Here is a 19826-nt window from a genome sequence, read left to right on the forward strand (position 1 = left end):
CTGAGGACAGGCCGTTGAGCAGATTGATGAGGATTTGGTCCAAGACTTGATCTTTGCAATGGGTTGGACAAGCTGCCTGCACGGCTCACCGTAGCGTGAGCCGGCGGCAGCAAACGTGCCGAGCTGGGTGTGGGGCGGACAGCCCTACTCCCGGTCAGCCTGATTCACAGGCTGCAGCTCGGTTCACGCACTCAGCGAAAGCCTAAAAACCTCAAGGCCGCTTCATCTGGCACGAGGTGGGCGTGCTCGACACATAAGACTCAAAGGTCTTCACCGGTGCCATGGTGTAGCCCGTGCCCTCGGGCGAATAGGGGAACTTGGCATCGGCCTTCTGCCAGACCGAGATATAGAGCGGCTGCTGCAATTGGTGGTCGGTCTTGCGCATCTCCACCTCGCCACCAAAGCTATTGACCCGCAGTCCTTCCATGGCCAGCGCCACCTTGGCCGGATCGGTGCTCTTGGCCTTGGCCATGGCCGAGCCCAGCAAGGTGTAGATGTGAATCACGCTGCCGGTGTAGAAGTCGTCCTTGAAGCGGGTCTGGAACTCGCTCATCCACTTGCCCATCTGGCCGCCCATGTTGTAGTGGTTGTAAGCCACCTGGTAGACCCGGCCGGCGCCCGTGGCGCCCATGGCCGAGGGCGTGCCGGTGACACCGGCGTAGTAGGTGTAGAACTTGCCGTTGTAGCCCGACTCGTTGGCGGCCTTGATCAGCAGCGACAGGTCAGAGCCCCAGTTGCCGGTGATCACCGTGTCGGCGCCGCTGGCCTTGATCTTGGCCACATAGGGCGCGAAGTCGCGCACCTGAGCGATGGGGTGCAGGTCTTCACCAACGATCTGAACATCGGGCCGCTTGCTCGCCAGCAACTCCTTGGCGTACTTGGCCACTTGGTGGCCGTGGGCATAGTTCTGGTTCAGCAGGAAGACCTTCTTCACATCCGGCTGGTCCTTCAAGAAGGTGGTGATGGCCTCCATCTTCATCGAGGTGTCGGCGTCCATGCGGAAGTGCCAGAAGCTGCACTTGCTATTGGTCAGGTCCGGATCCACGGCCGAGTGGTTGAGGAACAGCACCTCTTTGCCGGGATTGCGTTCGTTGTGCTTGTTGATCGCGTCAATCAGCGCCAGCGCCACGCCCGAGCCATTGCCCTGGGCGACGTAGCGCACGCCCTGGTCAATGGCGGACTTCAAGGCATTCAGCGACTCGACCGGGCTGAGCTTGTTGTCGATGGACAAGATCTCGAACTTCACGCCCGCTGGGTTGCTGGCATTGAACTTCTCGGCAAAGAACTGGAAGCTCTTGGCCTGGTTTTGGCCCACCGGCCCCATCAGGCCCGAGAGCGGGTCGATCAGCGCGATCTTCACCGTCTCGCCCTTCTGGGCGTGGGCGGCGAAGGCAGAGGCGGCCAGCAAGCTAGCGATCAGGCTGCTGCGCAAGAGATGCTTGGGCTGTGTCATCGATGTCTCCTTTTTTGTCTCGGGCTTGAACAGGGGGAAAACGGTGTTGTCAGACTCCGGGCAGGCGGTAGTCTTTGAACTGCTGGCGTAGGGCAAGTTTTTGAATCTTGCCGGTGGCGGTGTGCGGAATTTCGTTCACAAAAACCACGTCGTCCGGGACCTGCCACTTAGGGATGCGGCCGTCAAAAAACGCCAGCAAGCCTTCGCGGGTCAACTCGGTGCCGGCCTTTTTAATCACCACCAGCAGCGGCCGCTCGTCCCATTTGGGGTGGACGCAGGCGATCACCGCGGCCTCGGCCACATCGGGGTGAGCCATGGCGACGTTCTCCAACTCGATGGAGCTGATCCACTCGCCGCCGGACTTGATCACGTCCTTGCTGCGGTCGGTAATCTGCATAAAGCCGTCGGGGTCAATGGTGGCCACGTCCCCGGTGGGGAACCAGCCCGGCTCGCCGTCCAGCGTCACCAGCGGCGAAGTGGTCTGGCCGTAATACTGATTGATCACCCACTGGCCGCGCACCAGCAGATTGCCAAAAGCCACGCCGTCCCAGGGCAAGGCGCGGCCCTGATCGTCGGCAATGGCCATATCGATGCCGTAGACCACCTTGCCCTGCTTCTCCAGCAAGCGTTGCTGCTTGTCTTTGGGCAATTCCAGCTGGCGGGTAGTGAGCTTGGCCAGCGTGCCGATGGGTGACAGCTCGGTCATGCCCCAGGCATGAATGACTTCCACCCCGTAATCGTCTTGCAGGGTCTTCATCATGGCCGGCGGGCAGGCCGAGCCACCGATCACCGTACGCTTGAAGGTACTGAACTTCAGCGCATTGGCCTTGACGTAATTGAGCAAGCCCAGCCACACCGTGGGCACGCCGGCGCTGAAGCTGACCTTCTCGGACTCGAATAATTCGTACAGCGATTTGCCATCGAGATGCGGCCCGGGCAGCACCAGCTTGCAGCCGATCAGCGCGCAGCTATAGGGCAAGCCCCAGGCGTTGACGTGGAACATCGGCACCACCGGCAAGATGACATCACGCGCCGAGCAATCCAGCGCATCCGGCAGGGCCGAGGCGTAGGTGTGCAGGAGCGTCGAGCGGTGGCTGTAAACGGCGCCCTTGGGGTGGCCAGTCGTGCCCGAGGTGTAGCAAATGCTGCAAGCGGTGTTCTCGTCGAACTCGGGCCAGACATAGGCGGCGTCTTCGGCGTCCAGCAGCTCGTCGTAGCAGAGCAGGCCGGGCAGGCTAGTCTGTGCGGGCATGTGGGCGCGGTCCGTCATCGCGATGAAGTGCTGCACGCTGCTCAGCTCGGGCGCCAGCTTCTCCACCAGGGGCAGCAAGTTGAGGTCAAAGCACAGGATGCGGTCTTGCGCATCATTGGCAATCCAGGCGATCTGCTCGGGGAACAGGCGCGGATTGATGGTGTGACACACCAGCTGCGAGCCCGAGCTGCCGTAATAGATCTCCAAATGCCGGTAACCATTCCAGGCCAGCGTGGCCACCCGGTCGCCGGGCTCACAGCCCAAGCGGGCCAAGGCCTGTGCCAATTGGCGGGAACGCCGCTCGGCCGAGGCCCAGGTGTAGCGATGTATATCTCCCTCGACCCGCTTGCTGACAATCTCTGTCTCGCCGGCATGCCTGGCGGCATGCTTGATCAGCGAAGAAATCAGCAAGGGCATTGCCATCATCTGCCCCATCAAAGCCACGTTTCGTCTCCTGAATGTTGTCGTCACTCTCACGCTGCCTTGTCGTCGCTTGAAGCGCTCTTGTGCAGGACTTGGCGCAGACTAAGGCACGCTTGCCAGCTTGGATAGTCACCCGCGTTACACCCCGAGGGCAAGCCCTCTAGGGGTATTCACCGGCGCAAGACGCCCTTGTACTCATTAAGGAAAAGACGCGCTGGCTACACTGCGCCCGCAATCACACACCACGCCCTTGGGCTTGAGCTCAGGCGCGGGCCTTCACTTGGGCCTTGGACCCGCCAGCTCGGCCCGGGGCAACGCTGTCACAGACAGCTGCAGCGACAGGAAGCGCAGACATGAAGCAAGACGACAAGACCTACCCCGTGCAGAAAACCGACGCCCAGTGGCGCGCCGAGTTGGACGAGATGCAATACGAGGTCGCCCGCCATGCGGCCACCGAGCGCGCCTTCACCGGCAAGTATTGGGATCATTTCGCAGCCGGGCACTACAACTGCGTCGGCTGCGGCACACCCTTATTCGCAGCCGAAACCAAGTTCGACGCCGGCTGCGGCTGGCCCAGCTATTTCGCGCCCGTCAATGCCGAACTGATCGAACGGGTGGTTGACCATGCGCATGGCATGGTGCGCATCGAGGTGCGTTGCAATAACTGCGGCTCGCACCTGGGCCATGTTTTCCCCGACGGCCCGCTGCCGACCGGGGAGCGCTTTTGCATTAACTCTGCCGCGCTAGACTTCACGCCTTCGCCCCCACACGCGCCTACTTCGGCGACCCCATGAAGCTTCTGCTCGACTTTCTGCCGCTGATTCTGTTCTTCGTCACCTTCAAGTACGCAGACTCACATAAAGACTGGGCCGCCGCTTTTGCCACCGAGCATTTAGGCTTCATGGTCTCGGGCGGCAAGGTCGGGCTGGAAGAAGGCCCGGTGCTGCTGGCCACCCTGGTGGTGATGGCGGCCACCCTGACGCAAGCCCTGATCACCAAGCTACGCGGCAAAAAGATCGACACCATGCTGTGGGTCAGCTTGGCCCTGGTGGTCACACTGGGCGGCGCCACCATCTGGTTCCATAACGAAACCTTCATCAAGTGGAAGCCCACCGGCCTGTACTGGGTGATGGCCCTGGTGTTCTGGGTGTCGAACGCCCTGCTCGGCAAGAACCTGCTGAAGTCCATGCTGGGCGCTGAGCTGGAGCTGCCGGCCGGCGTGTGGAAAAACCTCAACCGCGCCTGGGTACTGTTTTTCTCGGGCCTGGGTATTCTTAATCTCTACGTGGCTTATCACTTCTCCACCTCGGCATGGGCTGACTTCAAGGTGTTTGGCGTGACCGGCATGATTTTGCTGTTCACCCTGGGCCAAGGGCTTTATCTGGCCCGCCACCTGCCTGAATCCGCCGACGAGGGCAAGGAGGATGCCAGCAACAAACACGCCGGCCAGCCGGAATCCAAACCATGAGCCCAACACCCAAAGCCGCTGTCACCGACATCGAAGCCCGTCTGCAGCAGGCCTTGAGCCCGCTGAGCCTGAGCGTGCAAGACGATAGCCACCACCACGCCGGACACGCCGGCGCCCGCGAAGGGGGCCACTACAGCGTGACCGTGGTGAGCGCCCGCTTTACAGGTCTTAACCGGGTGGCGCGCCATCGGCTCGTATATCATTCCCTGGGTGAACTGATGCAAAAAGGCATTCACGCGCTGGTGATTGACGCCCGCACGCCGGATGAACCCAATAAACCCTGAGTCGGTTTGTCATTTGCCCTCAGTACACTGCTGAACTTTACTTCTGCGCCAACCGGCGCAGTTTTTTCACCCAAAGCCAATTGCCCATGATGAAGAAGTTTGTGCTCGCCGCCTCCGTTGTGGCCATGATGTCTGCTGCGCTGCTGCCACTGTCGGCCAGCGCGCAAAATCTCGCCATCGTCAACGGCAAGCCGGTGCCTAAGGCCCGTGCTGAAGCCCTGATCAGCCAAGTCACCAAGAGCGGCCAGCAGCAACGCACGCCCGAGCTCGAAGCTCAGGTCAAGGACGAAGTCGTGCTGCGTGAAATCTTCATGCAAGAAGCTGCCAAGCGCGGCATTCCCGCCTCCGCCGACTACCAGGCGCAGCTGGAAATGGCCAAGCAAAGCATCATGATCCGCGAACTGTTCGCTGACTTCGCCAAGAAGAACCCGGTCTCCGACGCCGACGCCAAGGCCGAGTACGACAAGTTCAAGGCCCAGAACAGCGGCCAGGAATTCCGTGCCCGCCACATCCTGGTGGAAAAGGAAGACGAAGCCATCGCCCTGATCAAGCAGATCAACGGCGGCGCCAAGTTTGAAGATCTGGCCAAGGCTAACTCCAAGGATCCCGGCTCCGCAGTCAACGGCGGCGACCTGGATTGGGCCAATGGCAATAGCTATGTGGCTGAGTTCACCAAGGCCCTGTCGGCCCTGAAGAAGGGTGAGATGACCCAAGAGCCGGTGAAGTCGCAGTTCGGCTATCACATCATCAAGCTGGAAGACCTGCGTGAAGCGCAGTTCCCCGCCTTCGACGACGTCAAGGCTCAGATCGTTCAGCGCCTGCAACAGCAAAAAGTTGCCGCTTTCCAGCAAGAGCTGCGCGACAAGACCAAGACCGACTACAAGTTCTCGCGTTAAGCTGAGCTAACGCTTGATCTAAGGCTCGCACGGGCTTAGTCCTGCCGGCCTCAGAATTCAACCCGCGCCGCCGAAGGGCCGCGCGGGTTGTTCGTATCTGCTCCCTGGGTTTTCACACTTGCCTGCCACCCGATTCGCTCGTCGCATCCTGCCCCACCCCGACGTCTTGGCCAAAACGCCGGGTCTTCGCTGGCTGGGCCATTACCTCGGGCCGCGCCCCTGGCTGTGGGTGGCACACCGCCGCCGCGTTGCCTTGGGCGCTGGTCTTGGCCTGGCGGTGGGCGTGATTCCCCTGCCCACCCAGATGGCCGTGGCCGCGGCCGCGGCCGTGATTTGCCGTGGCAATGTGGCCGCCGCTGTGGTGGCCACATGGCTCACCAACCCCTTCACCCTGGTGCCGATCTGGAGTCTGGCGATTTTTCTGGGCCGCTTGGTGTCAGGCCACACCGGCCCCATCGCCACGCCCGAGATGCTGGCCCTGGAGTGGACGCAGCCCGGCACTTGGCTGGCCTCGGCCTGGTTGTGGATTCAGGCCCTGGGCACGCCGCTGCTGATCGGCCTGCCACTGGCCGGGCTGCTGCTGGGCAGCTTGCTATATCTGCTGGTGTACATCGCCTGGTGGGCGGTGATTCGCGGTGAACGCTGGCGCCGGCTGCGCAGCCGCGCCAAGGCCAAGGTGGGGGCCAACGCGCGCGGCTGATCAAGCCAGCAAATTCAGAGCTTCAATCGCCCGGCCTCGATACGCAGTTGGCGGTCGCAAGCCTGGGCGATCTGCGTATCGTGCGTGACCAGCACCAGGGTCGTGCCGGCTTCACGGTTGAGCTCGAACATCAAGTCCATCACGGCCGCGCCGGTGGCGAAGTCCAGGCTGCCGGTGGGCTCATCGGCCAGCAACAGGGCCGGCCGCATCACAAAGGCGCGCGCCAGCGCCACGCGCTGCTGCTCGCCGCCCGAGAGCACGCGCGGATAGTGCCCCAGGCGCTCACCCAAACCCACCCGGCCCAGCATCTGCGTGGCCAGCGCACGCGCCTCACGCTCGCCGCGCAACTCCAGCGGCAGCATGACGTTCTCCAGCGCGTTCAGATTGGGCAGCAGCTGAAAGCTCTGGAACACAAAGCCCAACTCCGCCCCGCGCACCGCCGCGCGCTGATCTTCATTGAGCGCGAACAAATCATGGCCGCGCAAATGCACGCTGCCGCTGCTGGGTGTGTCCAGCCCCGCCAGGATCGCCAGCAAGGTGCTCTTACCCGAACCCGAGGCGCCGACGATGGCCACCGATTCGCGGGCCTGCAGCTGAAATGAAATGTCGCGCAGAATGGTCAACTCGCCAGAGGCGTCTTGCACGCGCTTGCAGACATCTTTCACTTCAAGCACGGCGATCGATGCGGTTTCGGACATGGAAGGTGACCTAGAAAAATGAGTAGTAGCGATAGCAGCAACAAGAACTCAGCAATGCCACGTCGGGCTTTGAGCCGACGGGCCTTGAGCTTGGCTGCCCTGCACTGTAGCCTGTGGGGCGCAGCTTTGCTGGTGCCAGGTCTTGCGCAGGCGACATCAGCCGCACCGGCAGCTGGCCCCGCTGCCAGCCCCGCAGCCAAAGCCCTGCCGAAGATTTTGGTGCTGGGCGACAGCCTCTCGGCCGAATACGGCCTGGCTCGCGGCGAGGGCTGGGTGGCCCTGCTGGCACAGCGCATCAAGGCGCAAAAGCTGCCCTTCGAGGTACAAAACGCCAGCATCAGCGGCGACACCACCTCCGGCGGCCGGGCGCGCCTGCCGGCCCTGCTGGAGGAACACAAGCCCGCCATCGTCATCATCGAGCTGGGCGGCAATGACGCCTTGCGCGGCTTGCCGCTGATGAGCAGCAGCGAAAACCTGTCGGCCATGGTTCGTGCGGCCACGCATGCCAAGGCCAAGGTCTTGCTGCTGGGCATGCAGGTGCCGCCCAATTACGGCGCCAGCTACGGGCGCGATTTCGCGGCGATGTATGTCGAGGTCGCCAAAGAGCAGCGCACCGCCCTGCTGCCCTTCTTGCTCGAAGGCGTTGCCGACCGGCCGGATGCGATGGAATGGTTTCAGCCCGACCGCATCCACCCCTTGGCCAAGGCCCACCCCGTCATGCTGGACAAGGTGTGGGCCAAGCTCAGGCCGCTGCTGCTGCGTTGAGCTTGAGCGGAGAGCCTCAACCTGGTTTTCTGCGCTGAGCGATCAGCGCTTGTCAGCCTCACCACGGCGCGGTTCACCCTCGCCACGCTCGGCCCGGCGCGGGACACCGCTGTTCTCAACTCGGGCAGGGGCCGGGGCTTGCGGCGCCATTTGCGGGCGCTGCGGCAGCTCAGCGGCGCGAGTTCGCTCGGGTTGGCGCTCGATTTGCCGCTCCGGCGCCCATTCGCGCGTGCGCTCAGGTGTCCGCTCCGGCAGACGCTCCGGGCCACGGTCCGGCATACGCTCCTGCACCCGCTCAGGCGCGCGTTCCTGGCTGCGCTCCGGGGCGCGTTGCGGCAACTGAGCCGGCGACTGCTGCGCACCCCAGCCGGGCCGATTGAAGCCGGGCTCCGGGCTGTGCTCTCGAACTGGCTCACGTGAAGGCTCACGCGCAGATTCACGCATCGGCTCCCGCGCCTGATCACGGCTGCCGCGCCAAGGTAGTTCCCCCGCAGACACCGCAGGCGGATTCACCGGCACTACGGCCGCGTTAGCTGGCGCCGTATTGCTGCCGCGGTTCGGAAGGGCAAGGCCTGGCTCGCGATCACGCGCAAGTTCTCGCTCACGCTCGCGGCGACCCACGTTGTCGCTGCGCCAAGGCAGGTTCTCACCGGGCTGTTGCGTCACTGGGGCCACAGGGCGCTGGGGCTGCACCACCGGCAGATCCTGGCGCCCAGGCGCCACCGGCAAAGGCCGCACCGGGATCGCCTCACTCACAGGCATGGGCCGCACTGCGCCGCCCTGGCTGGGCAAATAGCTGATGGCGCCGACCACATCGCGGTTGCTGCGCGGACGCTGCACCGTGACTGGATCTCGCTCATGGTTCAGGCGTTCGCCATAGGCCGGGCCGTGTCGATAAGAAGGCACATAAACCTCGCGGGGCGCCAGCGGGTACCAGCCATAGCGCGGTGGTGGCGGACGGCCACCACCAATCGTCACGCCCACGCTCACCACCGGCCCGCCCACCCAGGCCACCAGGGCCGGCGCGTACACCGGACGCACCACGTAACGGCCGGGCGACCAGCACCAGCGATTGCCCCAGTAAACCCAACGGCCGTAGTGGAAAGGCGCGAAGCCCCACGGCGCGTCATCCACCCAGCTCCAACCCCAATGGCGGGTCCAGACCCAGCGGCCATGGCGATAAGGCGCCCAGTCCATGGCGACGGCGGAAGGAATCCAGACATTGCCGTAATCAGGCGCTTGTTCCCAGCGGCCGTGGCGATCCAGGTCTTCCACGCCGGTCATCTCGGGCGAGACATAGCGCTGGCTGATGGCGGCAACGGCATCGCCTTCGGCGCGGCCCTGGGCCAACAGCCAGTCGCTGAAGCTATCGGCCTGCAAGCGCTGGCGCTCGACCCTGGGGCCATTGGCCCACCAGACCTCGATCTGCTCGCCACTGTCCAGCCACACCGGCGGCACATTGCCACCGCGCTCGGACTCAAAGCGCAAGCGGCCCTGCATGGCGTCAGCACGGCTGCCGCGGTCCATCTGTGCCAAGCGATACAGGCCCTCACGTTCGGCGAAGAACAGGCCCTCACGGGTCTGCACCTTGTATTCGCTCACCGCCTCTTGCGAGCGCAGCCGCAGGCCCAGATCGCCCTTGGCCAGCAGCAAGAGCACACGACCTTCATCCAAATGGGTGATTTCGAGATCGCTGCGCTCATCCAGCCACAAGCTGCTGGAGCCCACGCGCAGGCTCAGCCGCGCACGCTCATCGGTGCGCAGGCGGTCGCCTTCGGCAATGGTTTGATTGCGGGTGACGCGCGCCCAGGTTCGGGCCTCGGCATCGAAAATCCAGGCCTCACCAATGACCTCGGCCACGCGGCCGGCGCGGGTGGGCGGGTCGGCCGAGGCTGACTGAGCCGACCCGGCGAAACCGGCAAGACCGGTGAATGCCAACAGCACACACAAGCCGGCGCCCAAACGCCGTTTGACCCAAACTGAAAATTTAGCGGCGGCAGTCATGCGTTGCTCCTGTAGTGCAGGCTCAACGCGCCAGCCCCGCTAAAAGACGACGCGAGTTACAAAGCTTTTCACTTCTCTTCTCGTTCATCAATCATCGGCATTTGGGTCCAACTCGGGAAAGAGCACCGAGGTGTAGCCAAAGCGGCTGAAGTCCTTGATGCGCATCGGGTAAAGCATGCCTTGCAGATGGTCGCACTCATGCTGCACCACGCGGGCATGGAAGCCATCGGCCTCGCGCTCAAAGGCCTGGCCAAGCGCATCAAAGCCGCGGTAGTGCAGGCGGGCAAAGCGCGGCACCACACCGCGCAGGCCCGGCACCGACAAGCAACCTTCCCAGCCCTCTTCCAAGTCCTCGGACAAGGGCGTGATGACCGGGTTGATCAGCACCGTGGGCGGCACCGGCGGCGCATCCGGGTAGCGCACATTGCTTTGGTAGCCAAAGATCACCAGTTGCAGATCAATGCCGATCTGCGGCGCCGCCAGGCCGGCGCCATTGGCGGCCCGCATGGTGTCGAACATGTCCTCGATCAGGCTCAGCAGGGCCGGCGTGCCGAACTCGGTCACGGGTTGGGCCACCCGCAGCAAGCGCGGGTCGCCCATTTTCAAAATCTCATGCACGGCCATAAGCGCTCATCCTTGGGTTATCGTTGTTCGAACGATTCTAGGAGGCAGACGGCATGACACCGGACTTTGTAGAAGATTTGGGCCAGGGCATTTACGCCATCGACACCGGCTTTCAGCGCCCGCGTTTCGACGCGGCTTACTTGATGGTGGAGAACGGCCGCGCCGCCTTCATCGACACCGGCACCAATCATGCCGTGCCACGCCTGCTGGCGGCACTCACGGCCCTGGGCCTGGGCGTCGACGCGGTGGACTGGGTCATTCCCACCCATGTGCATCTGGACCACGCCGGTGGCGCGGGTCTGCTGATGCAAGCCTGCCCCCAGGCGCGGCTGCTGGTTCACCCGCGCGGGCAGCGCCACCTGATAGACCCGCGCGCGCTGTGGGAGGGCGCACTGGCGGTGTACGGCGAGGAAGAAATGCAGCGCTCCTACGGCCAGCTGCTGCCGGTGGAAGAGGCCCGCACCCTGGCCAGCAGCGACGAGATGCGCATCGACCTAGGCGGCCGCCCGCTGCTGCTGATCGACACACCCGGCCACGCTCGCCACCACCATTGCCTGTGGGACGCGCGCAGCCACAGCTGGTTCAGCGGCGACACTTTTGGGCTGAGCTACCGCGAATTCGACTGTGAACTGAACGGCGCCTGGATCATGCCCAGCAGCACCCCGGTGCAGTTTGAGCCCGAGCCTCTGCGCCAATCGATTTTGCGCATGCTGAGCTACGCGCCTCGGCAGATCTGCCTGACCCACTACAGCCGCATCGGCCAGAACGGTGATCTGGCGCGGCTGAGCGCCCTGCTCTTGCGCCAAATCGATGAGATGGAAGACCTGGCCCTTGCCACCCCGCCCTCAGCCGATCGGCATGAAAAGCTCAAAGCCGGCTTGGCCGAGATCTATCTGCACCACTTGGCCGCGCACGGCAGTGGGCTGTCGGTGGCACAACAGTTGGAGCTACTGCAAATGGACATCGAGCTCAACGCCCAGGGCCTGGGCGTGTGGCTCGACAAAAGTGCTCAAGCCGGCTTGCGCAAGGACAGCAAGGCGTAAAGCAGAATCGCGCCAAAGGTGGCGGTGCCGATGCCGCCCAGCGTCATGCCGCCGAATTTGAGCGTGTAGTCGCCGGTGCCCAGCACCAGGGTGATGGCCACCACCATCAGGTTGCGAGGCTCGGCAAAATCAACGCCGTTGTCGACCCAGATCTTGGCGCCAGCCACCGTGATCAGGCCGAACACCACAATGCTCACGCCGCCCATCACCGCCAGCGGAATGGCCTGGATCAGCGCGCCGAACTTGGGCGAGAAGCCCATCAAAATGCCCAGCAAAGCCGCCACGACAAAGATCACCGTGGAGTAGATGCGGGTGGCGGCCATCACGCCGATGTTCTCAGCATAAGTGGTCACGCCCGTGCCGCCGGCCGCACCGCTGACCATGGTCGCCAGGCCGTCGCCCATGAAGGCGCGGCCCATATAGCGGTCAAGGTTTTGGCCGGTCATGGCACTCACAGCCTTGATATGGCCCAGGTTCTCGGCCACCAGAATCACCACCACCGGCGCGATCAAGAGTATGGCTTTGGGATCGAACACCGGCGCGGCAAAGTGCGGCACGCCCAGCCAAGCGGCTTGGGCCACCGCGCTGAAATCAATCGGCTTGCCCAGGCCCATGCCATTGGTCAAGACCGCGTAAATCACACTGGCCAGAAGCAGGCCCAGCAAAATCAGCAAGCGCTGCGCCATGCCGCGGCTATACACCGCCACCAGGGCCACGCTAACGAAGGTCGCACCTTGCATCCAGGCATCGAAGCCGGTGGGCGCCATATTCTTGATGGGGATGGCGGCCAGGTTCAGACCGATCACGGCCACCACCGCGCCCGTCACCACAGGCGGCATCAGCCGGTCGATCCAGCTGGTGCCCAGCCAACTCACCAAAGCGCCGACCAAAAAGTACAGCGCCCCGCAAGCAATGATGCCGCCCAGTGCCACAGCGATATTGGCGTTAGGCCCGCTGCCGCCGTAACCGCTGGCGGCTATCACCACGCCGATGAAGGCAAAGCTTGATCCCAGATAGCTTGGCACCCGGCCGCCCACCAGCACAAAGAAAATCAGCGTGCCGATGCCGCTCATCAGCACCGCCACATTGGGATCGAAGCCCATCAGCAGCGGCGCCAGCACGGTGGCGCCAAACATGGCGATCACATGCTGCACGCCCATGGCCAGGGTCTGGCCCCAGGGCAGACGCTCATCGGGGGCCACGGCACGCGCGTCGCTGGGCGCGACCTCACGCCATTTCGGGAAGTAGCTCATCGGGTGATTCCTTGATTTAGATGGCTGGCAGTGTAGTGAAGTGCGAGCCCTTCAACTCGTCAGACTGAAAGCGCTATTCGCGGCCGCCTGCGTCCGCAGCCACCAATAGCAGGCGCGCGAACAAGTCCGCCGCCAAGCTGCCCTCGTCTTCGCTCAGTCGCTGCAGAGCGCTGGGCTGCTGGCCTGCTTCACGCAACAAAAGGTCAATATGCAACCAATCGGTGTCCCGGCCGCCCACCGCCACCACGCGGTGCAGCAGGCCCAGCTGGGCCAGCTGTTTGATCTCAAAGCCGGTGCCGGCGCGGTGCTTTGTCATCCCGCGCAGATCCAGCACGATGGCCGGGCTGAGCTGCATCAGTTGCACCACGGTGGCCTGCCAGGCGGTGTTGAAGCAGAACACTTCGTTGATGCGATAACGGCCCTCTTTGTCGGGCTGGGTGAGCAAGCGGGCCTGCAGATCCGCACGGCTGATGCCGGTGGGCAGAAACAGCTCATGCAAGCGGTTGGCCAGGAACTTCATCAGCTCGTAGGGGTCGACATTCATGGCCACCATGTCCGGCCCGCCAATTTGATGCACGGCCCCCACAAAACGCCAGCGCCCCTGCAACAAGTCCAGCAAATCATGTCGGCGGCTGTCTGCAGAAAACACCCGCAGCATCAAAAGCTGCGGCCCGTGGCCGGCGTCGAGCTCTCGGCCTAAGGCCAGGGCATAGCTGGCGACGGTGCCGCCCAGCCAAACCAGCAGCAAGGCGGCGCCACTGCCTGGGCTGGGGCTGAATTCGGTGGCATAGGCGGCGCTCAGGATCGCCGCCCAGACCACCAGGGTGTAGAGGCTGATCAGCGAGACCTCGCTGAGCCATCCCCGCTCCAGCACACGCACCACCAAGGCCAAAGCGGCAAAGCCCGCCCAGGTCCCCAGCAACATCAACAGGCTGTTCGACAAGGCCCCAAGCAACTGCAGCCCAGTGCCCGCCTTCGGGCTGGCCAAATCGGCCCAGCATGAGCCCAGCTGCGACTGCAGCAGAACGAGCGCTGCGCCCGCGACGCACAGGCCGCTGAGCACAATGATGAAGAGCGGCAAGACCTGGCCCCGCAGGCTGCGATGCAGGCTCACAAAATATGTCGCCCCGACGAGCAAACCCAAGAACAGCGCCTCACCGGCGGAAGTCTCTTTCGCCTCGGCCGCATTGGCGGGCCATGCCGACCAGCACACCAAGGCCGCCAAAGCACAGCTGCTCAACCCCAAGCCCGGCAGCCGCCAGCGCCGGCCGGCAGGCCAATTGTTTTGCACTGCGCCCAGGCCCACCAAGGCGGCGACGGCACTGAAGCCCAGCGCATCCGCCAGTGGCGACCCGGCGTGCCCAAGCAAGAGAAAAAGCCCAGGCAAAGCCACCCAAGCGGCCCAGGCGGCCAGCGAGGCCCGTTGAATGCGGCGCTCGCGCTGCCTGGCCAGGGCCGCCAGGCCTGCGGCATCTGAAGTTCCGAGGCGTGATTCGGGCGCCATTTCAGGCTCGGGCTCGGGCACACAGTTAGGTTCAGCGGGCGCATCGGCCCCTGCCACGCCAAGCTGATTCAGCCCCATCAGGCGGCTGACTTTCTGGCGGTAGCGGCGGCGCATCAACGGCGCCATCAACACCGCAGTGAGCAGTGCGAAGAACAGGCCGCCAATCGCCAGCTCCATCACCGGCGTGTCCAACACCTGCTCACCAGCAGGCAAGGGTGAGCAGGCCGAAAAAATCATGGCCCAGCCTCCTCCTGCGCCACCTTGACCCAGTCATGGCGGTTCAGATACCAGCGATAGCAGCGGCTGGTCAGCGCGCCGATCAACAGCGCTTGCAACAACCAGAGTAGACCCGCCACCTCGACGGGCCAGATCGACTGGGCAAACAGCACCGTCGCCGTGGGCAGCAAGACGGCGAGCAGCACAGCCCAGGCCTTGAAGCCATGAAGCAGCAGCCACAACGGCAGCATGAAGGCGGCCACCCAGGAATAGCCGCTCTCATGCAGCGCGGTGCGGCCGCTGGGATGTCGGTACAGACTCAACTTGCTCAATCCGCCCTCCCCTGCCTCAATGGCGCGGCACTGCCGCGCGGGCGCTTACACGTCCAGGTCCAGCTCTTGAATCTTGCGGGTGATGGTGTTGCGGCCAATGCCCAGCTTTTGTGCGGCCTCGATGCGGCGGCCGCGCGTCACATCAAGCGCCGTGAGGATGAGGCTAGCCTCGAAGCGGCGCGTCAGCAAGTCCCAAACGTCCGGCTCACCGGCACTAAGCAGGCGGCGGGCCTCGCGCGCCATTTCGGCCACCCAGGCATCGGGCCCGGCACCGAAGCTGGGCAGGAGATTGGCGCCAGGCACCAAGCCGGGGCCTGCACCGGCCAAGGCAGCCGCGCCTGTGCCAGCCGCAGCCAGGCCTTCAGACTCGGCGTTAGGGCCAATCGAACCGGCGGCGCGCGGCTGCAGGCCCTCGCCGGCCAGCAACTCGGGCGGCAAGTCCTTGGCTTCAATCATCTGGCTGGGCGCCATCACGCTCAGCCAATGGCAGATGTTTTCCAGCTGGCGCACATTGCCGGGGTAGCTGAACTCGCTCAGGCGCGCCAGCGCGGCTTCACTCAGGCGCTTGGGCTCGACGCCCAGCTCGGTGGCGCTGCGCTGCAGGAAGAAGCGCGCCAGCACGGGCACGTCTTCGCTGCGCTCTCGCAGGGCCGGCAGGCGCAGGCGGATGACGTTGAGGCGGTGGAACAAGTCTTCACGGAACACGCCTTGGCGCACCCGCTCTTCCAGGTTCTGGTGGGTGGCAGCGATGACACGCACATTGGCGCGCATGGGGCTGTGGCCGCCGACGCGGTAGAACTGGCCGTCCGACAAAACGCGCAGCAAGCGGGTTTGCAGGTCCAGCGGCATATCGCCGATTTCATCCAGGAACAAGGTGCCGCCATCAGCCTGCTCAAAGCGGCCGCGCCGGCTGGCCTGCGCGCCGGTGAAGGCACCGCGCTCATGACCGAACAGCTCGGACTCCAGCAAATCCTTCGGAATCGCCGCGGTATTGATGGCCACGAAAGGACCATCCGCGCGCGGGCTGTGCTTATGCAGGGCACGCGCCACCAACTCTTTGCCGGAGCCGGACTCGCCGGTGATCATCACCGTGACATTGCTCTGGCTGAGGCGGCCGATGGCGCGGAACACGTCCTGCATCGCCGGCGCCTGGCCCAGCATTTCGGGCAACTGGGCGGCGGCCTCTTCGGCCACGGCTTCGCGCTGGCTTTCTTCTTGCGCGCGGCGGATCAGCTCCACCGCTCGCGGCAGGTCAAAGGGCTTGGGCAGGTATTCAAACGCGCCGCCCTGGAAAGCGGACACGGCGCTGTCCAGATCGGAGTAGGCGGTCATGATGATGACCGGCAACAGCGGCAGCTTGGCCTTGACCTTGGCCAGCAGGTCGAGCCCCGAGCCGCCAGGCATGCGGATGTCGGACACCAGCACTTGCGGGCTGTCTTGCTCCAGGGCGGCCAGCAAGTCGCGGGCATTGCTGAAGGTGCGCACCGGCAGGCCCTCGCGGCTCAGCGCCTTCTCAAGCACGAAGCGGATGGAGTGGTCGTCGTCAACAACCCAGATGGATTTCATGCGGTGTGTTCCCTGTGCGGATCAAAGCAGATCGGGTTGGATCAAGGCAATGGCAATGTCATTCGAAAATCGGTCCGGCCCGCCTCGCTTTCGCAGTCCAACATGCCCTGGTGTTGTTGGGCAATGGTCTGCGCCAGCGTGAGGCCGAGGCCGGAGCCGCCTTCGCGCCCCGACACCAGGGGGAAGAAGATGCGATCCCGAATCTCGGCCGGTATGCCAGGGCCGTTGTCCTCCACATGCAATTCCAATGCCAAGCGCCAACGCTGCTTGCCGATGGTGACCTGACGGGCCACCCGGGTCCGCAAAAAGATGCAGGCGTCCCCCGCTTGAATGCGCGCTTGCAAGGCTTGCGCCGCGTTCTGCACGATATTGAGCACCGCTTGAATCAGCTGCTCGCGGTCCCCGCGGAAGTCGGGCAGCGAGGTGTCGTAATCGCGCTGTACCTTGAGCCCGCGCGGGTACTCGACCAGGATCAGCGAGCGCACCCGCTCGCAGACCTCATGGATGTTCACATCACCCACCACCTGCGCATGGCGGTGCGGCGCCAGCAAGCGGTCTACCAGGGACTGCAGGCGATCCACCTCGTGGATGATGACTTGGGTGTACTCCTGCAGCTCGGGCTGCAAGTCCATGGCCAGTAACTGCGCCGCGCCGCGGATGCCGCCCAGCGGATTCTTGATTTCATGCGCCAGATTGCGGGTCAGCTCCTTGGTGGCTTGCACCTGGTCGAAGCTGCGCTCTTCGCGCTCTTGGCGGTTTTGTTGGGCGTTCTCGATCAGCTCGACCAGGATCAAATCGTCAAACTCGGTTTGCGACACGATCACGTGCACCGGCAGATCTTCCACGGTGAAGCCGGGGCCGCTGGGCCGCGTGCCGCGGCGCAGCACGGCGTCAAAGCGGCTGCTGGAGTAGCTGTTGCGGGCCAAGCCCTGCACGGCATCGCGCAGGCGGCTGGCGTCGACAAACCAGTCGTACAACTGGCTGCGCTGCACGGCGCGGCGCGATAAGCGCATGGCGTTCTCAAACGCGGCATTGGCGAACAGGCATTCGCCGTCGGGCTGCACCACCGCCACCATGGTGGCCAGGGTGTCAAAAGCTTCGAAATTAGGGCTGTGGGTCATGGGGAGGTGGCCGGCCCAAAGGTCAAACTCAGGGCAGCTTGCTGATCTCTCGTTTCAGGGCCTGAACATCGCTCTCTTGCCGGCTGACATTGGCCTTGAGCTCAAGCATGCGATCCAGGTAGCGCTGGTAATTGCGCTCGTCACCGCGCCGCTCGGAGTTGCTGGCCAATTCACGCTGGGCCGCAGCCAAGCGCTCTTCGGCCTCGCGCAACTCGGTCTCCAGCACGCGGCGGCGTTCACCGTCGCGGCTGCGTTGCTGGCCGGGCTCAACGCGCTGCGCTTCAGAGCCGGCACTGGCGGCACTTGGTGCCGCAGCGCTGCCGCTGCCGCTGCCGGCGGGCCGGGGCTTGCTCGTCTGCATCACCGTGATGGGCGTGCCTTCGATGGTGCGGCAGCCCTGCGCCGCCGCCTCCTTGGCCGAAAGCGCGTCGGTGTAAAGCACGGGTGGGCCGGGGCAGCGGTAAACCGGTGCACCCGACTGAGCCTGCGCATGGGCGGCAGCAACCACCAAGACGGTGGCCAGACAATTCTGCAAAGCGGATCGAATCAGCATGGCGCGATTGTGGACCAAGTTATTCAGCGGCAATGCGACAAAGACAGGCACAAAAAAGGGCAACCGAAGTTGCCCCCTTGTTCAGCTCAGGCGAGCCGCACGCGGTTTACAGCGTGTAGTACATGTCGAACTCGACCGGATGCGTGGTCATGCGCATGCGCGTGACTTCTTGCATCTTCAGTTCGATGTAGGCGTCGATGTAGCTGTCGGTGAACACGCCACCCTTGGTCAGGAAGGCACGGTCCTTGTCCAGATACTCCAGCGCTTGTTCCAGGCTGTGGCAGACGGTAGGCACCAGCGCGTCTTCTTCCGGCGGCAAGTGGTACAGATCCTTGGTGGCGGCTTCGCCCGGATGGATCTTGTTTTCCACGCCGTCCAAACCTGCCATCAGCAGGGCCGAGAAGCCCAGGTAGGGGTTCATCAGTGGATCGGGGAAGCGTGCCTCGATGCGGCGACCCTTGGGGTTGGCCACGAAGGGGATACGGATCGATGCCGAGCGGTTGCGGGCCGAGTAAGCCAGCTTGACCGGGGCTTCGTAGCCAGGCACCAGACGCTTGTACGAGTTCGTACCGGGGTTGGTGATGGCGTTCAGCGCACGAGCGTGCTTGATGATGCCGCCGATGTAGTACAGGGCGAACTCGCTCAGGCCACCGTAGCCGTCGCCGGCGAACAGGTTCTTGCCGTCCTTCCAGACCGACTGGTGCACGTGCATGCCGGAACCGTTGTCACCAACGATGGGCTTGGGCATGAAAGTGGCAGTCTTGCCATAGGCGTGGGCCACGTTCTGGATCACGTACTTTTGCAGCTGTGTCCAGTCAGCGCGCTCAACCAGCGAGCTGAAACGGGTGCCGATTTCCATCTGGCCGGCATTCGCCACTTCGTGGTGATGCACTTCAACCGGGATGCCCAGTTGTTCCAGGATCAGGCTCATCTCCGAGCGCATGTCTTGGCCCGAATCAACCGGAGGCACGGGGAAGTAACCACCCTTGACGCTCGGGCGATAACCGGAGTTGCCGTGGTCGTATTCCTTGCCGGTGTTCCAAGCAGCTTCTTCGGAGTCGATCTTGACGAAGCAGCCGGACATGTCGACGTTCCAGCGGATCGAGTCGAACACGAAGAATTCGGGCTCAGGACCGAAGAAGGCGGTGTCGCCCAGGCCGGAGGCCTTCAGATAGGCTTCGGCGCGCTTGGCCAGCGAACGTGGGTCACGCTCGTAAGCCTTGCCATCGCTGGGCTCGACCACGTCGCAGCTCATGATCAGCGTCGGCTCTTCGAAGAAGGGGTCGATATTGGCCGTGTTGGGATCGGGCATCAACAGCATGTCGGAGGCTTCAATGCCCTTCCAACCGGCAATCGATGAGCCGTCAAACGCGTGGCCAGAGACGAATTTGTCTTCGTCGAAATGCGACACGGGCACAGACACATGCTGCTCCTTGCCACGGGTATCGGTGAAGCGGAAGTCAACAAACTTGACTTCGTTTTCCTTCACCATCTTCATCACGTCGGCGACGGTCTTGGCCATCAATAGCTCCTAGCGGGTAAATCTTGGGTGGGACTCAAAGAAATTGTTCGACAGGCACGTCGGTCAACATGCGCCGTGCTGTGTATTAAGCAGTTTGCGTGCCAGCACGGTGCATGGCCTTACGGCCCGGCGCCCAGCGGAATTATGCG

The 19826-nt window shown here is 63.7% G+C and carries 19 protein-coding genes; 7 read left to right on the forward strand and 12 right to left on the reverse strand.

What is annotated here, in order from left to right; genetic code table 11:
- Nucleotides 1-211: 211 nt before the first annotated feature.
- Together AABB87_RS20945 and AABB87_RS20950 are read right to left on the reverse strand one after the other, a co-directional pair.
- Nucleotides 212-1453, reverse strand: coding sequence for a branched-chain amino acid ABC transporter substrate-binding protein (locus AABB87_RS20945; protein WP_341973248.1), 1242 nt, complete (start codon nucleotides 1451-1453; stop codon nucleotides 212-214).
- A 49-nt stretch (nucleotides 1454-1502) separates the two neighbouring features.
- Nucleotides 1503-3140, reverse strand: a complete 1638-nt coding sequence (locus tag AABB87_RS20950) for a 3-(methylthio)propionyl-CoA ligase (protein WP_445944896.1) — start codon at nucleotides 3138-3140, stop codon at nucleotides 1503-1505.
- Between the two features lie 341 nt (nucleotides 3141-3481).
- On the opposite strand from AABB87_RS20950, the gene msrB reads away from it, so the two are divergent.
- The 5 genes from msrB (at nucleotide 3482) to AABB87_RS20975 (ending at nucleotide 6476) form a co-directional block, all read left to right on the forward strand.
- Nucleotides 3482-3922: a peptide-methionine (R)-S-oxide reductase MsrB gene (gene msrB / locus AABB87_RS20955; RefSeq protein WP_341973250.1), complete on the forward strand. Its 441-nt coding sequence runs from the start codon at nucleotides 3482-3484 to the stop codon at nucleotides 3920-3922.
- Nucleotides 3919-4596, forward strand: a complete 678-nt coding sequence (locus tag AABB87_RS20960) for a septation protein A (RefSeq protein ID WP_341973251.1) — start codon at nucleotides 3919-3921, stop codon at nucleotides 4594-4596. Before msrB ends, AABB87_RS20960 begins: the two co-directional genes overlap by 4 nt.
- A complete protein-coding gene (locus AABB87_RS20965; RefSeq protein WP_341973252.1) occupies nucleotides 4593-4880 on the forward strand; it encodes a BolA family protein in 288 nt (95 codons plus the stop codon). The genes AABB87_RS20960 and AABB87_RS20965 overlap by 4 nt, the downstream gene beginning before the upstream one ends.
- An 89-nt stretch (nucleotides 4881-4969) precedes the next feature.
- Nucleotides 4970-5776 (forward strand): peptidylprolyl isomerase, encoded by an 807-nt coding sequence (locus AABB87_RS20970; RefSeq protein ID WP_341973307.1) that lies wholly within the window; start codon nucleotides 4970-4972, stop codon nucleotides 5774-5776.
- A gap of 118 nt (nucleotides 5777-5894) precedes the next feature.
- Nucleotides 5895-6476 carry a DUF2062 domain-containing protein gene (locus AABB87_RS20975; protein WP_341973253.1) on the forward strand — a complete coding sequence of 194 codons (582 nt, stop codon included), beginning with the start codon at nucleotides 5895-5897 and terminating at the stop codon, nucleotides 6474-6476.
- Between the two features lie 14 nt (nucleotides 6477-6490).
- Here AABB87_RS20975 and AABB87_RS20980 read toward each other — a convergent pair whose 3' ends face one another.
- A complete protein-coding gene (locus AABB87_RS20980; RefSeq protein WP_295077797.1) occupies nucleotides 6491-7174 on the reverse strand; it encodes an ABC transporter ATP-binding protein in 684 nt (227 codons plus the stop codon).
- Nucleotides 7175-7192: 18 nt separating this feature from the next.
- Here AABB87_RS20980 and AABB87_RS20985 point away from each other — a divergent pair, with 18 nt between their 5' ends.
- A complete protein-coding gene (locus AABB87_RS20985; protein ID WP_341973254.1) occupies nucleotides 7193-7939 on the forward strand; it encodes an arylesterase in 747 nt (248 codons plus the stop codon).
- 42 nt (nucleotides 7940-7981) lie between these two features.
- Here AABB87_RS20985 and AABB87_RS20990 read toward each other — a convergent pair whose 3' ends face one another.
- Together AABB87_RS20990 and def are read right to left on the reverse strand one after the other, a co-directional pair.
- Nucleotides 7982-9943 (reverse strand): DUF6600 domain-containing protein, encoded by a 1962-nt coding sequence (locus tag AABB87_RS20990; RefSeq protein WP_341973255.1) that lies wholly within the window; start codon nucleotides 9941-9943, stop codon nucleotides 7982-7984.
- A gap of 87 nt (nucleotides 9944-10030) precedes the next feature.
- The gene (gene def / locus AABB87_RS20995) at nucleotides 10031-10567 is read right to left on the reverse strand and encodes a peptide deformylase (RefSeq protein ID WP_341973256.1); all 537 of its coding nucleotides are present in this window, start codon (nucleotides 10565-10567) and stop codon (nucleotides 10031-10033) included.
- 53 nt (nucleotides 10568-10620) lie between these two features.
- On the opposite strand from def, the gene AABB87_RS21000 reads away from it, so the two are divergent.
- Nucleotides 10621-11610: an MBL fold metallo-hydrolase gene (locus AABB87_RS21000; RefSeq protein WP_341973257.1), complete on the forward strand. Its 990-nt coding sequence runs from the start codon at nucleotides 10621-10623 to the stop codon at nucleotides 11608-11610.
- Here AABB87_RS21000 and AABB87_RS21005 read toward each other — a convergent pair.
- The 7 genes from AABB87_RS21005 to glnA form a co-directional block, all read right to left on the reverse strand.
- The gene (locus AABB87_RS21005; protein WP_058718861.1) at nucleotides 11577-12863 is read right to left on the reverse strand and encodes a solute carrier family 23 protein; all 1287 of its coding nucleotides are present in this window, start codon (nucleotides 12861-12863) and stop codon (nucleotides 11577-11579) included. The two genes, AABB87_RS21000 and AABB87_RS21005, sit on opposite strands and share 34 nt — an antisense overlap.
- A gap of 73 nt (nucleotides 12864-12936) precedes the next feature.
- Nucleotides 12937-14604 (reverse strand): hypothetical protein, encoded by a 1668-nt coding sequence (locus AABB87_RS21010; RefSeq protein WP_341973258.1) that lies wholly within the window; start codon nucleotides 14602-14604, stop codon nucleotides 12937-12939.
- Nucleotides 14601-14915 (reverse strand): DUF2628 domain-containing protein, encoded by a 315-nt coding sequence (locus AABB87_RS21015; protein WP_341973259.1) that lies wholly within the window; start codon nucleotides 14913-14915, stop codon nucleotides 14601-14603. Before AABB87_RS21015 ends, AABB87_RS21010 begins: the two co-directional genes overlap by 4 nt.
- 45 nt (nucleotides 14916-14960) lie before the next feature.
- Entirely contained in the window at nucleotides 14961-16481 is a 1521-nt protein-coding gene (ntrC, locus tag AABB87_RS21020) for a nitrogen regulation protein NR(I) (RefSeq protein WP_341973260.1), read from the reverse strand.
- A 41-nt stretch (nucleotides 16482-16522) separates the two neighbouring features.
- Nucleotides 16523-17602 (reverse strand): nitrogen regulation protein NR(II), encoded by a 1080-nt coding sequence (glnL, locus tag AABB87_RS21025; protein WP_058718857.1) that lies wholly within the window; start codon nucleotides 17600-17602, stop codon nucleotides 16523-16525.
- 28 nt (nucleotides 17603-17630) lie between these two features.
- Complete coding sequence (locus tag AABB87_RS21030; protein ID WP_341973261.1) at nucleotides 17631-18155, reverse strand: hypothetical protein; 525 nt, start codon at nucleotides 18153-18155, stop codon at nucleotides 17631-17633.
- Nucleotides 18156-18261: 106 nt separating this feature from the next.
- Entirely contained in the window at nucleotides 18262-19677 is a 1416-nt protein-coding gene (glnA, locus tag AABB87_RS21035; RefSeq protein WP_058718855.1) for a type I glutamate--ammonia ligase, read from the reverse strand.
- Nucleotides 19678-19826 lie beyond the last annotated feature (149 nt).

The sequence above is a fragment of the Roseateles sp. PN1 genome (assembly GCF_038419725.1).
In the GTDB taxonomy this organism is placed as follows: Bacteria; Pseudomonadota; Gammaproteobacteria; order Burkholderiales; family Burkholderiaceae_C; genus Paucibacter_A.

Coding starts and splice junctions, on each gene's coding strand:
- AABB87_RS20945 (WP_341973248.1), bottom strand. CDS start 1,453: ATGACACAGCCCAAGCATCTCTTGCGCAGCAGCCTGATCGCTAGCTTG.
- AABB87_RS20950 (WP_445944896.1), bottom strand. CDS start 3,140: ATGGGGCAGATGATGGCAATGCCCTTGCTGATTTCTTCGCTGATCAAG.
- msrB (WP_341973250.1), top strand. CDS start 3,482: ATGAAGCAAGACGACAAGACCTACCCCGTGCAGAAAACCGACGCCCAG.
- AABB87_RS20960 (WP_341973251.1), top strand. CDS start 3,919: ATGAAGCTTCTGCTCGACTTTCTGCCGCTGATTCTGTTCTTCGTCACC.
- AABB87_RS20965 (WP_341973252.1), top strand. CDS start 4,593: ATGAGCCCAACACCCAAAGCCGCTGTCACCGACATCGAAGCCCGTCTG.
- AABB87_RS20970 (WP_341973307.1), top strand. CDS start 4,970: ATGAAGAAGTTTGTGCTCGCCGCCTCCGTTGTGGCCATGATGTCTGCT.
- AABB87_RS20980 (WP_295077797.1), bottom strand. CDS start 7,174: ATGTCCGAAACCGCATCGATCGCCGTGCTTGAAGTGAAAGATGTCTGC.
- AABB87_RS20985 (WP_341973254.1), top strand. CDS start 7,193: ATGAGTAGTAGCGATAGCAGCAACAAGAACTCAGCAATGCCACGTCGG.
- AABB87_RS20990 (WP_341973255.1), bottom strand. CDS start 9,943: ATGACTGCCGCCGCTAAATTTTCAGTTTGGGTCAAACGGCGTTTGGGC.
- def (WP_341973256.1), bottom strand. CDS start 10,567: ATGGCCGTGCATGAGATTTTGAAAATGGGCGACCCGCGCTTGCTGCGG.
- AABB87_RS21000 (WP_341973257.1), top strand. CDS start 10,621: ATGACACCGGACTTTGTAGAAGATTTGGGCCAGGGCATTTACGCCATC.
- AABB87_RS21005 (WP_058718861.1), bottom strand. CDS start 12,863: ATGAGCTACTTCCCGAAATGGCGTGAGGTCGCGCCCAGCGACGCGCGT.
- AABB87_RS21010 (WP_341973258.1), bottom strand. CDS start 14,604: ATGATTTTTTCGGCCTGCTCACCCTTGCCTGCTGGTGAGCAGGTGTTG.
- ntrC (WP_341973260.1), bottom strand. CDS start 16,481: ATGAAATCCATCTGGGTTGTTGACGACGACCACTCCATCCGCTTCGTG.
- glnL (WP_058718857.1), bottom strand. CDS start 17,602: ATGACCCACAGCCCTAATTTCGAAGCTTTTGACACCCTGGCCACCATG.
- AABB87_RS21030 (WP_341973261.1), bottom strand. CDS start 18,155: ATGCTGATTCGATCCGCTTTGCAGAATTGTCTGGCCACCGTCTTGGTG.
- glnA (WP_058718855.1), bottom strand. CDS start 19,677: ATGGCCAAGACCGTCGCCGACGTGATGAAGATGGTGAAGGAAAACGAA.